12 protein-coding genes and 1 riboswitch are annotated in these 15,240 nt (G+C 40.2%); of the genes, 10 read left to right on the forward strand and 2 right to left on the reverse strand.

Translation table 11 applies throughout. From position 1 onward, the window contains the following. Nucleotides 1–212: 212 nt before the first annotated feature. The 10 genes from aceE (at nucleotide 213) to recJ (ending at nucleotide 13,130) form a co-directional block, all read left to right on the forward strand. Entirely contained in the window at nucleotides 213–2,930 is a 2,718-nt protein-coding gene (aceE, locus tag ABFY81_RS10845; RefSeq protein ID WP_049066257.1) for a pyruvate dehydrogenase (acetyl-transferring), homodimeric type, read from the forward strand. 2 nt (nucleotides 2,931–2,932) lie between these two features. After that, a complete protein-coding gene (locus tag ABFY81_RS10850; protein WP_347913767.1) occupies nucleotides 2,933–4,903 on the forward strand; it encodes a 2-oxo acid dehydrogenase subunit E2 in 1,971 nt (656 codons plus the stop codon). A 149-nt stretch (nucleotides 4,904–5,052) separates the two neighbouring features. Next, a complete protein-coding gene (locus ABFY81_RS10855) occupies nucleotides 5,053–5,325 on the forward strand; it encodes a hypothetical protein (protein WP_347913768.1) in 273 nt (90 codons plus the stop codon). 36 nt (nucleotides 5,326–5,361) lie between these two features. Next, nucleotides 5,362–5,558, forward strand: a riboswitch (yybP-ykoY riboswitch). 15 nt (nucleotides 5,559–5,573) lie between these two features. Continuing rightward, on the forward strand, nucleotides 5,574–6,149 hold the full coding sequence (locus tag ABFY81_RS10860) for a TMEM165/GDT1 family protein (protein WP_004704943.1): 576 nt from the start codon (nucleotides 5,574–5,576) through the stop codon (nucleotides 6,147–6,149). A 269-nt stretch (nucleotides 6,150–6,418) separates the two neighbouring features. Then, on the forward strand, nucleotides 6,419–7,216 hold the full coding sequence (locus tag ABFY81_RS10865) for an MBL fold metallo-hydrolase (RefSeq protein WP_004711495.1): 798 nt from the start codon (nucleotides 6,419–6,421) through the stop codon (nucleotides 7,214–7,216). Nucleotides 7,217–7,307: 91 nt separating this feature from the next. Beyond that, the gene (locus ABFY81_RS10870) at nucleotides 7,308–7,673 is read left to right on the forward strand and encodes a YkgJ family cysteine cluster protein (protein ID WP_191000984.1); all 366 of its coding nucleotides are present in this window, start codon (nucleotides 7,308–7,310) and stop codon (nucleotides 7,671–7,673) included. Between the two features lie 135 nt (nucleotides 7,674–7,808). Then, nucleotides 7,809–9,275, forward strand: coding sequence for an IMP dehydrogenase (gene guaB / locus ABFY81_RS10875; protein WP_002121951.1), 1,467 nt, complete (start codon nucleotides 7,809–7,811; stop codon nucleotides 9,273–9,275). Between the two features lie 149 nt (nucleotides 9,276–9,424). Continuing rightward, a complete protein-coding gene (gene glmM / locus ABFY81_RS10880) occupies nucleotides 9,425–10,762 on the forward strand; it encodes a phosphoglucosamine mutase (protein WP_019458523.1) in 1,338 nt (445 codons plus the stop codon). Between the two features lie 10 nt (nucleotides 10,763–10,772). Then, a complete protein-coding gene (gene pdxH / locus ABFY81_RS10885) occupies nucleotides 10,773–11,429 on the forward strand; it encodes a pyridoxamine 5'-phosphate oxidase (protein WP_068935275.1) in 657 nt (218 codons plus the stop codon). After that, on the forward strand, nucleotides 11,430–13,130 hold the full coding sequence (gene recJ / locus ABFY81_RS10890; RefSeq protein ID WP_347913769.1) for a single-stranded-DNA-specific exonuclease RecJ: 1,701 nt from the start codon (nucleotides 11,430–11,432) through the stop codon (nucleotides 13,128–13,130). A 41-nt stretch (nucleotides 13,131–13,171) separates the two neighbouring features. Here recJ and ABFY81_RS10895 read toward each other — a convergent pair whose 3' ends face one another. Both ABFY81_RS10895 and ABFY81_RS10900 read right to left on the reverse strand, forming a co-directional pair. Further along, nucleotides 13,172–13,939, reverse strand: coding sequence for a putative porin (locus ABFY81_RS10895; RefSeq protein ID WP_004704957.1), 768 nt, complete (start codon nucleotides 13,937–13,939; stop codon nucleotides 13,172–13,174). Between the two features lie 335 nt (nucleotides 13,940–14,274). After that, on the reverse strand, nucleotides 14,275–15,132 hold the full coding sequence (locus ABFY81_RS10900; RefSeq protein WP_077168845.1) for a putative porin: 858 nt from the start codon (nucleotides 15,130–15,132) through the stop codon (nucleotides 14,275–14,277). Nucleotides 15,133–15,240 lie beyond the last annotated feature (108 nt).

The raw sequence follows: 15,240 nt of genomic DNA on the forward strand, positions 1-15,240 counted from the left end.
ATCTGAAATGAGATAAAACCTTTCTTAACGCAATTATCGTATAAAAAAACGCCTATATTGGCGTTTTTTTGTTATTTTGAGTCATGCTCGGTCAATGACTATTCATTCAGAAAATAATAGGGCCCCCTCACATTCACCCGTGGCAATAACTTGAGAGGGGCAAAACGTGGTAAAAATACAAAGTAGATTAGAGAACAAGGAACAGGTGAATTATGGCGTTTTACGGTGACTCCGACGCACAAGAAACCCAAGAATGGCAAGATGCATTCGATTCAGTTTTACAACATATGGGAACTGAGCGAGCGGCATTCTTGTTGGAAAAACTTTACCAACAAGCAATTGCTAAGCATGTTCCAATTCAACGTCTCAATACACCTTACTTAAATACAATTTCTGTTGAAGAACAACCTGCAATGCCAGGCGACCAAGATATGGAACGCCGTATACGTGCATTGATTCGTTGGAATGCCTTAGCAATGGTACTTCGTGCGAATAAAACAGGTGATGATTTAGGTGGTCACTTAGCGAGTTTCGCATCAAGTGCAACATTATATGACGTAGGTTTTAACCATTTCTTCCGCGCAAACAGCAATAGCTTTGGCGGAGATATGATTTATTACCAAGGACACTGTGCTCCTGGTATTTATGCACGTTCATTTCTTGAAGGACGTTTAACTGAAGAACAGTTAAGTAATTTCCGCCGTGAAGTTGGCGGTAACGGTTTACCAAGCTATCCACATCCATATTTAATGCCAGACTATTGGCAATTCCCAACCGTATCAATGGGTCTTGGTCCAATCATGTCGATTTATCAAGCACACATTCAAAAATATTTGATGAACCGTGGCTTGATCAAAGAAGAAGATCGTAAAGTTTGGGCTTATCTTGGCGATGGTGAGATGGATGAGCCAGAAAGTACTGGTGCTATTTCACTCGCTGGTCGTGAAAAACTTGATAACCTCATTTGGGTGGTTAACTGTAACTTACAGCGTCTAGATGGTCCTGTACGTGGTAACGGTAAAATTATTCAAGAATTAGAATCTTTATTCCGTGGCGCAGGCTGGCGTGTCATTAAAGTAGTATGGGGTCGTCATTGGGATCCGCTACTTGCAAAAGACAGCACAGGCGCTTTAAAAGCGGTAATGGAAGAAACTGTTGATGGTGAATACCAACGTTACCAAGTAAAAGGTGGTGCCTATACACGTGAGAAATTCTTTGGCAAGTACCCAGAAGCTGCGGAACTTGTAAAAGATTTAAGCGATGAAGACATCGATAATCTCAACCGTGGTGGTCATGACCCATATAAAGTTTTTGCTGCCTATGCAGAAGCAATGAAAGCGAAAGGTCAACCAACAGTTATTCTTGCAAAAACTGTTAAAGGTTACGGTTTATCTGAAGAAATTGAAGCGGTGAACAAAACTCACCAAATCAAGAAAATGCAGATCGACTCTTTGAAATATGTACGTGACCGTTTTAACCTTCCATTTACAGATGATAAATTAGAAGAGCTCCCATTCTACCGCCCAAGTGAAAACTCTCCAGAAATGAAGTACATGAAGGCGCGTCGTGAAGCATTAGGTGGTTACCTTCCTGCACGTCGTAAAGAGAGTGAAATTTTAGCGATTCCTGAATTGTCTGTATTTGATGCTGTATTAAACGGTTCAGGTGGTAAAGAACAATCTACTACGATGGTAATGGTTCGTTTAATTGCTGCTTTACTTAAAGAGAAAGCAATTAAAGACCGCGTAGTCCCAATCGTTCCAGACGAAGCACGTACTTTTGGTTTAGAAGGGATGTTCCGTCAGCTTGGTATTTATGCCGCTCACGGTCAAAAATATACTCCAGAAGACCAAGAGCAGTTAATGCATTACCGTGAAGCAAGTGATGGTCACATGCTTCAAGAAGGGATTAACGAAGCTGGTGCAATGAGCGCATGGGCTGCGTTAGCAACAAGTTATTCAACGAATAACTTGCCAATGATTCCAATGTACATGTACTACTCAATGTTTGGTTTCCAACGTATTGGTGACATTGCATGGGCAGCTGGTGACGCGCAAGCTCAAGGTTTCTTGTTAGGTGCAACTGCTGGTCGTACTACATTGAACGGTGAAGGTTTACAGCACCAAGATGGCCATTCACATATCTTGGCAAACACGATTCCAAACTGCGTATCTTACGATCCATGTTTTGGTTACGAATTAGCTGTAATCGTACATGACGGTTTACAACGTATGTATGTGAACCAAGAGCGTGTGTTCTATTACTTAACTGTAATGAACGAAAACTACGAGCATCCTGCAATGCCTGAAGGCGCTGAGGAAGGCATTAAACGTGGTATGTACTTATTCGAAAAAGACGAAAAAGCAACTGTCCAATTACTTGGTTCAGGTGTAATTCTTCGTGAAGTGATCAAAGCTGCGAAAATCTTACGTGATGAATACCAAATCCATTCAAACGTTTGGAGTGTAACAAGCTTCAATGAATTGTCGCGTGATGGTATGGCATGTGAAGAATACAACCGCTTACACCCACTTACTGAAGAAGTGAAAGAGTCTTGGGTATCTAAACAATTACGCGGTACAGAAGGTATTGTAGTTTCTGCTACAGACCATATGCGTGCGTACAGCGAACAAATCCGTGCTTATCTTCCAGATGGTCGTCCATTTGTTGCATTAGGTACAGATGGTTATGGTCGTTCAGATACGCGTGCTAACTTACGTAGTTTCTTTGGTGTTGATGCTGCACATATCGTTGTTGCTACTTTGAAAAAATTAGCTGACGAAGGTGAAGTAGATGCACGTTTAGTGAAAGATGCAATTTCTAACTTTGAGTTAGATACTGACCGTCCGGTTGCATGGGCTCCACAAGCACATCCGGAAGTTCAGCCAGTTGCTGAATACAATGAAACGCAAACAGGTGAGGGGAACTAAGCATGCAAATTAAGACCCCTGATATTGGTGTAGATAAAGCAGTTGTTGCTGAAATTTTAGTAAAAGTTGGTGACAGCATTGCTGAAAATGACAGTCTTGTTTTGCTTGAGTCTGATAAAGCCTCTGTTGAAGTGCCTAGCACTTCAGCAGGTGTGGTAAAAAGCATCTTAATCAAGGAAGGCGATAGCGTAACTGAAGGTACGGTATTGTTTGAACTTGAAGCTGAAGGTGCAGCGCAAGCTGCTCCAGAACCAGCTCCTGCGGCTGAAAAGCCAGCTGCTCCAGCACCTGCACAACAAGCTCAAGCTTCAACTCAACCTGCTGCCACTACATCAACTACAACTGTTGACGTAACTGTCCCTGACATTGGTGTTGAAAAAGCATTAGTTGGCGAAATCCTCGTTAAAGTGGGTGACCAGATTGATGTTGAGCAAAGCATCGTTGTAGTTGAATCTGACAAAGCAACTGTAGAAGTACCAAGCAGTACTGCTGGTATTGTAGAAAGCATTCAAGTTAAAGAAGGCGATACAGTTAAAGAAGGTGTTGTGCTCATTAAAGTGAAAACAACGTCTGCATCAAGTGCACCAGTTGAAGCTCCTGCTTCTACAGCAGCCCCTGCGGCAGCACCTGCACCAGTTCAACAAGAAACTGTAGCTGCGGCTGCTACTCAATCTGGACCAGTTGATATTAACGTTCCTGATTTGGGCGTAGATAAAGCAGTTGTTGCTGAAATCTTAGTACAAGTTGGCGATAAAGTGGATGTAGACCAAAGCCTTGTTGTGGTTGAGTCAGATAAAGCGACTGTTGAAGTTCCTAGTACTGTTGCTGGCGTTGTGAAAGCGATTCACTTGCAAGCAGGCCAACAGGTTTCACAAGGTATATTGCTTGCAACAATTGAAGCTGAAGGCCAAGCACCTGCTGCGGCTGCACCAGCGGCAAAAGCAGAAGTAGCTCCAGCTCCACAGGCAGCAGCACCTAAAGCGGCAGCTCCTGCTCCGAGTCAGGCTGTATCTGCTCCAGCGTCTGGTAGTGATAAGTTAACCAAAGAGCAAGAAGCCGAAAACGCTAAAGTATATGCAGGCCCTGCTGTACGTAAGCTTGCTCGTGAACTTGGTGTGATTTTGTCACAAGTTAAAACTTCTGGTGAGCATGGTCGTGTTGTTAAAGAAGATATCTTTGCCTATGTGAAGAATCGTTTAACTGCGCCACAAGCTGCACCAGTTGCTGCGGCTGCACCAGCGGTTTCGGGTTTGCCAAAGCTGCCTGACTTCACTGCGTTTGGTGGTGTGGAAGAAAAAGTACTGACGCGTTTGCAGCAAGTATCAATTCCGCAATTGTCGTTGAATAACTTTATTCCGCAAGTTACTCAGTTTGATTTGGCTGATATCACTGAGTTAGAAGATTGGCGTAATGAACTGAAAGGCAACTTCAAAAAAGAAGGTATCAGCCTGACGATTATGGCATTCATTATCAAAGCAGTTGCGTACTTGTTGAAAGAAGAGCGTGAGTTCGCAGGTCATTTATCTGATGACGGTAAATCAGTGCTCTTGCGCAATGAAATCCATATGGGAATTGCGGTAGCAACACCTGATGGTTTAACTGTGCCAGTACTTCGTAACCCTGACCAAAAATCAATTAAGCAAATTGCAGTTGAATTGGGTGTGTTGGGTCAAAAAGCGCGTGATAAGAAGTTAACACCGAAAGACTTGCAGGGTGCGAATTTCACCATTTCAAGTTTAGGCGCAATTGGTGGTACAGCGTTTACACCACTTGTAAACTGGCCACAAGTTGCAATTTTGGGTATTTCACCTGCAACGATGCAGCCAGTATGGAATGGTAAAGACTTTGATCCGCGCTTAATGTTGCCGTTGTCATTGTCTTATGACCACCGTGTAATTAATGGTGCAGATGCAGCTCGCTTTACAAATAAACTTACGAAACTTCTTAAAGATATTCGTACTTTATTAATCTAATACTTTGAAATAATTAACTAAAACCTCGCTTCGGCGGGGTTTTGTTTTTGATATCTCTTTAATTAAATTTTGGGTTAATCTACAGATTAAGCAAGGCTTATTGAGCGTGAGGAGAAATTTCTCGTTATTAGGTAAAGGAGAAATAGTAAATGTTGGGTTTCCTGAAAATTATGTTGCCCTTACTGTTAGTTGTATTTTTATTGATGGGAATATGGGTCAGTATTTTACACTTCCCGTGGGAATGGATGACTTATGTGGTGATGGGTTTTGAGGTGTTTGTAGCTACCTTGATTTTACCCTTTGAATATCAGACAGGAGTAGGTAATAACCATATTGGTTTCATTCATATAAGTGCTTATTTTGCAGTGTTATTAGGTATTGCACGCTTATTTGTTTGGGTATGGGTAAAATTTGTTGCTTGAATATTTGAAAAATAGAGTGACTTGATTATAATAAATACATACTTCATTGGGGAGTAGCCGCTATTCACAGCAAATGTGAATAGGTGATGGTCAACATAATTGTTCAACAGAGCATGGTCATCATAGCTTAAACGTCTCATCGTTCCTGAGTTGGCAAGACCTTTGATTTACCACTCTGCAATCATTTTATGATATTTGGCTAGCAGGAGGGGTAGGTCACAGGCATTTATGCTAGCCAGAGAACTAATATGCAAGAATTTCTGATTTCTACATCGATTGTTGCCCTCGCTGAAATGGGTGATAAAACTCAACTATTGGCTCTGCTACTATCTGCGCGTTTCCGTAAGCCCATTCCTATTTTAATTGCGATTCTTTTAGCCACACTTATTAATCATGGTATTTCTGCTGTGCTTGGACAGTGGATTACGACTGTGTTGAGTCCTGAAATCTTGGTTTGGGTGCTCGCTGTTGGTTTCATTGGTATGGCGTTCTGGATGCTTATTCCAGATAAGCTCGATGATGAAACTGATAGTATTAATAAATGGCAAAAATTTGGTGTTTTTGGTGCAACCTTTATTTTATTTTTCTTGGCTGAAATTGGCGATAAAACACAAATTGCAACTGTGGCTTTAGCTGCACGTTATGACAGTATTTTCTGGGTAATGCTCGGTACAACAGTTGGTATGATGATTGCCAATGCTCCTGCTGTATTTATCGGTAATAAACTGGCAGAACGTTTACCTATCTCGCTTATTCATAAAATTGGTGCTGCTATTTTCTTAATTGTAGGTGTCTCTACTTTAGTACAACATTATTTCTTTTAAGATATTTAAAGCTGCCATAAAAAAAGCACTCGAATTGAGTGCTTTTTTTATAGGTCATTTTAGTAGTTAAACTTCAAAATACATTTATTTAAGAAAGTTTTAGAAGATTATGCAATTTCTTGATGATTCATTTATAGAATAAGAAAACTAAAATCAATTTTAAAATATTATGAGAAATATCAATCAATTCATTGCAAGTACTTTAGAATCCCTTTATTTTAGTATGGATATAAAAATATCTAATATTTAAAGTTTTTTTGGGGAATTGTATGGGGTTTGAAAAAACAACATCGCAGATACTATTTGATAATGGCGTACATAAATGTATTAGTTTTACCAGTTTGGTTAAAGGGGAAGGCATACAAGCCAATCAATTTTTAATTATTGATCATGAACGAGCAGCTGTAATCGATCCAGGTGGTGATTTGACCTACGTTCCATTAACGATGGAACTTAATAAATATACTCGTCTTAAAAATCTGGACTATGTAATCGCTTCGCATCAAGATCCAGATATTATTACTTCAATGCCTCGTTGGTTAGTTTATACCGATGCTAAGGTAGTTGCCTCTAAATTATGGGCACGATTTTTACCTCACTTAAACTCGTCTTTTATGAGTGAGCGTATGAAAGGTAATTGGGAAGATCGTCTCATTGAGCTGCCAGATCGTGGTCAAGTGATTCAATTGGGCGAATCAAAGCTTGTCATGGTTCCTGCACATTTTCTACATTCGGTGGGCAATTTTCAGTTTTATGATCCAGTTGCCAAAATTTTATTTTCAGGCGATATGGGGGCTTCTATTGTTGAAGATGCAAGTCAGCCTCTTAAAGATTTCGATGCTCATGTGATGAAAATGAAGGCTTTTCATCAGCGCTATATGTGCTCAAATAAAGTCATCCGTTTATGGGTCAACATGGTTCGTCAAATGGATATTGAAATGATTGTGCCTCAGCATGGTACTCCATTTATTGGCAAAGAAATGATTAACCAGTTTTTAGACTGGATTGAGACCTTGCCATGTGGTGTAGATTTAATGACTGAACAAATTTTCAGCTGTCCAACATAAAAAGTTAAGTTCAATATCTTGAGTCCAATTTGAAATTTTTTTAGGATTTTGCGTCACAGAAAAAATTTTGATGACGAGAATTTGAATAAAAATGTTATCTCAAGTTGCGACTCCAGATGAGTGCCTTCGCTGTGGGGCATGTTGTGCACATTTTCGGGTTTCATTTTACTGGGCTGAGGCCGAGTTCATAGATGAACATCTCGTTGAACCTTTGACACCCGTTTATTCGTGTATGCGTGGAACTAATCAGGCTCAGCCAAGATGTCAGGCTTTGAAGGGTGAAATTGGTAAAGAGGTGGGCTGCTCTATTTATGCTGTCCGTAGTTCTACCTGTAAAGAGGTGCAGGTTGCTGATGAACAGTGTAACAAAGCACGCTTGGCGCACCAGTTGATTCCTCTGATTGAAGTAAACCCAGCAGATTCAGAAAATGATCATGACTATGATCAGGTGAGTTAAATATGAACTAACACGATAATAAGTGAGAAATATTTAGAGTAGGTGAATATCTATTGCTGAAAAAGGCAAAGATAATATGAAAATTGCATTGAAATTTGTTTATAATAGCTCACGGAATTTACCAGTGAGATTGTTATGCTGACCATCGTTCAAGAAGCGCTAACCTTCGATGATGTCTTATTACTTCCTGCCTACTCTACTGTTCTCCCAAAAGATGTCTCTCTAAAGACACGTTTAACTCGCGGCATTCATTTAAATATCCCATTAGTTTCAGCTGCAATGGATACAGTGACTGAGTCACGTATGGCGATTGCGATGTCACAAAATGGTGGTATCGGGATTTTGCACAAAAACATGGATATTGCTGCTCAAGCTGCAGAAGTACGCCGTGTGAAAAAATTCGAAGCAGGTATGGTGAAAGACCCTATCACTGTAACGCCTGAAACTACAGTACGTGAACTGATTGCAATTACCAGCGCTAATAACATTAGTGGTGTACCTGTTGTTAAAGACGGCAAGGTTGTTGGTATTGTGACAGGCCGTGATACGCGTTTTGAAACTAACTTGGAACAACCTGTTAGCAACATCATGACAGGTCAAGATCGTTTGGTCACTGTACGTGAAGGCGAGTCTAAAGAAAATATTCAAGCATTATTGCAAAAGCACCGTATTGAAAAAGTCTTGGTCGTTGGCGAGAGCAATGAACTTAAAGGCTTAATTACGGTAACTGACTTCCGTAAAGCTGAGAGTTATCCAAACAGTTGTAAAGATGATCTTGGTCGTTTACGTGTTGGTGCTGCGGTAGGTACTGGTGCTGATACACCAAGTCGTGTTGAAGCATTGGTTGAAGCTGGTGTTGACGTTATTGTTGTTGATACAGCACATGGTCACTCTGCTGGTGTAATTGAACGTGTACGTTGGGTGAAACAAAACTTCCCTCAAGTACAAGTGATTGGTGGAAATATTGCAACTGGTGATGCTGCATTGGCGTTATTAGATGCAGGCGCAGATGCTGTAAAAGTAGGTATTGGTCCTGGTTCTATCTGTACTACACGTATTGTAGCAGGTATTGGTATGCCACAAATTTCTGCAATTGACAGTGTTGCTAGCGCACTAAAAGATCAAATTCCTTTAATTGCAGATGGCGGTATTCGTTTCTCTGGTGATATGGCTAAAGCGATCGGTGCTGGTGCAAGCACAATCATGGTCGGTTCACTTCTAGCTGGTACTGAAGAAGCACCTGGTGAAGTTGAATTCTTCCAAGGTCGTTACTACAAAGCATATCGTGGTATGGGCTCATTAGGTGCAATGGCTGGAGCCACTGGTTCTGCTGACCGTTACTTCCAAGACTCAAAAGCGGGTGCTGAAAAATTAGTACCAGAAGGTATTGAAGGTCGTGTTCCATATAAAGGCCCAATGGGTAATATCGTTCATCAAATGATGGGTGGTTTACGTTCATCGATGGGCTATACAGGTTCAGCTGTGATTGAAGATCTTCGCCAAAATGCGAAATTTGTGAAAATTACTTCAGCGGGTATGTCTGAGTCACATGTTCATGATGTAACGATTACTAAAGAAGCTCCAAACTATCGTGTTGGTTAGATTTTAGTAACTAAATCAACTAAGAAAGCCGTCAGTACACTGACGGCTTTTTGTTTTTGGTGTAAAGTAAATCTAATGAAAAGAGATATGGCAAAATAGCCATATATGAAATGAGCCGCGGCCGAAGTGGCGTAAAAATGAGATAAGCTATGAGTTATTTTGGAACGGATGGTATTCGTGGAAAATTTGGGCAAATGCCTATTACTCCAGAGTTTGCTTTAAAACTCGGATTCGCCGCAGGGAAGGTATTAAAACGAACGAGTCAAAAAAATAAACCACTTGTTGTATTAGGAAAAGACACTCGTTTATCTGGTTATATTTTGGAATCTGCTTTACAGGCTGGCTTAAACGCTGCTGGTGTATATGTTCATTTATTAGGTCCATTACCGACACCTGCGATTGCACATCTTACTCGTGCATTACATGCCCATGCAGGTATTGTAATTTCTGCATCACATAATCCGTATTATGATAATGGGATTAAATTTTTCTCAAGTGAAGGTAAAAAATTACCGGATTCATTACAAGAAGAAATTAATAAAGAATTAGAAAAGGATTTATTCATTGAGGACACTGCAAATTTAGGTAAAAGTGTTCGTGTAAATGATGCAAATGGTCGCTATATCGAATTTTGTAAATCTACTTTCCCTTACCACTTCGATTTAAATAATTTAAAGATCGTGTTGGACTGTGCACATGGTGCAGCCTATAGTGTTGGCCCTTCAGTTTTTCGTGAACTAGGCGCTAAAGTTGTTGCTTTATACAACGAACCAGACGGTTTAAACATTAATGAGAACTGTGGTTCAACACATCCTGAACACTTACAAAAAGCAGTGGTTGAACACGAAGCAGATTTAGGTATTGCCTTTGATGGTGATGCTGACCGTGTTGTGATGGTTGATAAGTTTGGTCACTTAATTGATGGTGACCATATCTTGTACATTTTAGCGACTCAGGCGAAAAATAAGCCAGTAGGGGTTGTTGGTACGGTCATGAGTAATATGGCGCTTGAAATTGCACTTGAAAAAGCAAATGTTGGCTTTGTTCGTGCAAAAGTTGGTGACCGTTATGTATTGCAAGCTTTAGAAGAAAATGGTTGGGTGATAGGTGGTGAGCCTTCCGGTCATATTTTAACTTTGGACAAGAGCACAACTGGTGACGCGATTATTGCAGCACTTCAAGTGTTAACTGTAATGGTTGAACAGAATAAAGCGCTCCATGAACTAGTTCAGGACTTTGAATTATTCCCACAAGTGCTGGTAAATATACGTTTAGAACAAATGCTTGATCCGTATTCTATTCCTGCATTGGTTACCGAATTTGATAAAGCAGAAGCACAGCTTAAAGGTCGTGGTCGTATCCTGATTCGTAAGTCAGGAACTGAGCCAGTCATTCGCGTCATGGTTGAAGGTGATGACGAACAAGAAGTGAATGCTTTGGCTGAACATTTAGCAAATGCAGTTCGTTCACAAGCACAAGTCGCATAAGGTGTATGGCATGAGTGATGTCATTAAAGATTTAAGCGAATTACGCTTAAGTTATGAACAAGGTGAGTTGTACGAGACGCAAGTCGCTAGCAATCCACATGAGCAATTCTTAGGTTGGTTTAATTATGCTTTAGCTGCGAACTTGCACGAACCGTATGCAATGTCGTTAGCAACTGCAAGTGCTAGCGGTCGCCCGCATGTCAGAACTGTATTATTACGTGGTGCCACAGAAGCAGGGTATGATTTTTATACCAATTATGACAGCCAGAAAGGGGCAGATTTGGCAGAAAATCCATATGCTGAACTATTATTTTATTGGCCAAGTCTAGAGCGTCAGGTACGTGTGGGTGGGCATGTTGTGAAGATTCCTGAACAGGAATCTACCGACTATTACCATAAGCGTCCACGTGATAGCCAGATTGCAGCTCATATTAGTACGCCTCAAAGCGGAAAGATCGAAAGTCGAGAGTTATTGCAACAGCGCTTCCAAGACTTGCAACAACAAGTTCAAAGCCGTGAAATACTCGATAAGCCAGAGTTTTGGGGCGGATATCGTCTGCAACCGGACTATTATGAATTCTGGCAAGGGCGACCAAATCGTTTACATGACCGCTTGAGTTATGAAAAAATCGACGGTCAATGGACGTTGCACCGACTGATGCCTTAAATGACAAAAATACAAATTAAACAAAGACCTTTATTGACACGCCCTGAACAGTTTCAGGGCGTGCCTCCGTTTATTGCCGAGATTTTGGCAAGACGTGGAGTGCAATCTGAACAAGAACTAGAGCTAAAACTTAAGAACCTGCTTGCGCCAGAGCTCAAAGGAATGGATGCTGCTGTCGCATTAATGGATCAAGCCATTGATGAGCAGAAAAAAATAGTTATTGTGGGGGACTATGATGCCGATGGTGCAACTAGTACAGCTTTAATGATGCTCGTGCTTCGCGATATGGGAGCACAAGTCGACTATTTAGTTCCAGACCGATTTAAATACGGTTATGGCCTTACTCCTGCTATTGCTGAACTTGCACATCAAACTTATCAACCTGATTTATTAATTACAGTCGATAATGGAATTTCCAGCCATGCTGGTGTTGAAGCAGCACATGCTCTAGGCATGCAAGTCATTATTACCGACCATCATCTAACGACCAAAGAGACCCCACTTGCTGAGGCGGTGGTGAACCCGAATCAATTGGGATGTGAGTTTCCAAGTAAAGCGCTTGCTGGTGTTGGTGTTGCTTTTTATGTACTTGCCAATTTGGCGAGTTTACGTAGTAGACAAGGCAAAAGCACAAGCAAAGTCACTCAATATTTAGATTTAGTCGCTTTGGGCACTTATGCCGATGTGGCTGTTCTAGACTATAACAATCGTATATTGGTCGATGCAGGCGTAAAGCGCATTCAGCAACATCAGTGTCGAGTAGGAATCTTAGCCTTACTCGATATCGCAGGTCGGGAAGCTACTTCAATACGTGCTCAAGACTTAGGATTTGTTCTTGGTCCGCGTATTAATGCAGCAGGGCGTATGGAGAGCATGCGTATTGGGATCGAGTGTTTATTGGCCGAGACAATGGAAACAGCATACCCCATTGCTCAGCAATTAAATCAGTTAAATATCGATCGCCGTCAAATTGAAGGAGAGATGAAGCAACAAGCTTTATCGGCCTTAGATACTTTGCAACTTTCACAGCAAGATATTCCCGCGGCGCTTGTTCTATTTGAAGAAAACTGGCACCAAGGTGTGATTGGTATAGTTGCGGGCCGTCTAAAAGAACAGTTCCATCGACCTACAATTGTTTTTGCACCCGATGAAGATGGCATTCATATTAAAGGCTCGGCACGTTCCATTGACGGTGTGCACATTCGAGATACCATTGAGCAAGTTGCCGAACAACATCCTGAGTTGGTGAGCCATTTTGGTGGGCATGCTGCAGCAGCAGGTTTGACGATACGTAAAGAAAACTTTGAGGCTTTTAAAACAGTATTTAGTAACTGTGTGGCTGCAATGGATGAATCTATCTTTCAAGCGACCTTATGGACTGATGGTGAGCTACCTGTTTCTGCTTTGCAGTTAGATACCTTGAACTGGATTGAACAGTTAGGCCCGTGGGGACAAAAATTTCCACTGCCTCAATTTGAAGGATATTTTAAAGTTATCGATTTCCGTTGGCTCAAAGAGACACACTTAAAACTTAAATTGGCTTTAGATCAATATAGTTTCGATGCAATTGCTTTTAACGCAGCAGGCCACTTCGAGTTTGATCCTATGCGTGACCATGTACATTTAGTCTATGAAATAGACCGTAATGTTTTTAATGGTAATGTGAGTTTACAGCTGCGAATTGTGCATTTAAATCAATAAAAAATCCGCTCAATTGAGCGGATTTTTTAATCTAGGTAAGATTAGAAGCGGTATGCTGCACGAACACCATAAGTGTTGTCGTTATCACCGAAACCAATACGACCTTCAACACTTACTTGCTGATTCAAGAATTTTTTAGCATTAATGCCCCATTCGTCTTTATCAGTTAAGTCATTGTTGTAGTAGTCCACACCTAAACTTAAAGTTTTATCGATGTAGTAGTCGCCACGAACTTTATATTCGTCAAGGTCACCAAACGCGCCGTAAGCTTCAAGGTTTACGTCATGTTGACCAACTTGAGTTACGTATTTTGCACGAACGGTAGGGTCTGCGCCGTCTTTACCATCTTTTTCGTCATAACCTTTAACACCTAAAGCAAGTAACAAACCAGGTGCTGGTAAATAACCTACTTCAGCCGCATAAGTTGTAACTTTCTGGTCGTAGTTTGTGTTGTCGATCTCACGTTCATTTCTGCCTACATCACCGCTAAGGTAGAAGTCAGTATTAGGAACATAGTATTCAACACCTACGCCGTATTGAGTATCTTTAGTACCGCTGTTATCGCCATAGTTAACGTGTGCGTTAACATTGCTTGCACGGTTTAAGAATGCTGCTTCAGCAAGCGGTGCATTACGTGTTTGAACAGGGTTGAAATAATATGTACCATCAACACCAAACTTGCTTACGCTGCTGCCGTTATCTGGATCAAGATAAGTGTAAGAACCACCAACTTCAGCTTGGTAAGCGTTTGCTGCGCCACTTACTGCAAGCGCAGATAAAAGAGCTGATGCAATTGCTAGTTTTTTCATGGAATCTCTCCCCTCTAAAAACGATTTTATAAATGTTTTGTTACAACTTTTAGTCTAGAGCAAAATCATTTAGCGTCAATCTTGCACGAGTAACTGTACTGTAACCATGTGCTTTTTTTGTAAATTTAATTAAATTAAGTCATTGATTTAAGTGTATAAATACATAATGTTTTATTTTATTAAAATTGAGGATATTTTGTGTAGAAACTCAAAAATGCTGGAAAAGTACCCAATTTTGTATGGGGATGTTACGAATAAAGCTTAAAATGAAATGAAAAAAGCTCAGATAAATTCTATCTGAGCTTTTATATTTAAAAAATATAAATTCTTATTTATTAGAAACGGAATGTCCCATTAATACCAAAAGAATCTGCATCATCAACTGTCGTATAAGACAAACCTACTGCTACTTGTGGAGTAAAGAATTTTTGGGCACGTACGCTAAAAATGGTATCTGAATCATCTGCTGTTGAGTTAGCAAAAGATGCACCAATACTTAAAGTAGGGTCTAGATAAATATCTGCACCTAAACGGTAAGTTGTCTCATCGCCAATGTAAGTTTGTCCTTCAAAGTTAGTATAAAAATTACCAATTTGAGTAACATATTTTGCGCGCAGTGTTACAGCTTTATCATCATCTTCACCAGTGACTGTTGTTGCATTAGTGAAAGAAGTAAGGAAACCATATTTAGCTGCTTGAATTGGGTCAAAACTTTCAGAAAGATCAGCTACACCAGCGGCCACTAATAGGCCATCTATTGGTAGGAAACCAACTTCTAGAGCGTAACCATTACCACTTTCATCAGCTGAACCGTAATTATTTACAGTAACTTCTCTTTTTGTACGGTTAAATGCTCCAGACAAGTAGAACTGGCTATTTGGAATAAAGTATTCTCCTGCCACCCCTACAGAATTATATTCAAGTTTTGCATAATCTTGATCATCTTCTACTTTACTATATGTATAACCAGCACCAATATTAGAGGCTTTATTTAAAAATGCGGCTTCAGCTAAAGGATAATTTTTGGTTTCAACTGGATTAAAATAATATTTGCCATTAATTCCAAAGCTATTAACTTCTCCACCATCCATATCTGTAAATTCATACATAGTACCAACTTCGGTTTGATAGGCATTAGCATTGAAAGCACAAATGGTCGTAACGAGGGCAAGTAAAAAATTTGATTTATTCATGATAAGACTCTTAGAATAAGTGTTATAAATTTATAAAGATTTTAAGTTATTAATTTTAATGTATTTTTTAAAATTAAACAATAATATTATATTTTGAACTATCAGTTT

Source organism: Acinetobacter sp. WA-87 (genome assembly GCF_039938935.1).
In the GTDB taxonomy this organism is placed as follows: domain Bacteria; phylum Pseudomonadota; class Gammaproteobacteria; order Pseudomonadales; family Moraxellaceae; genus Acinetobacter; species Acinetobacter seifertii.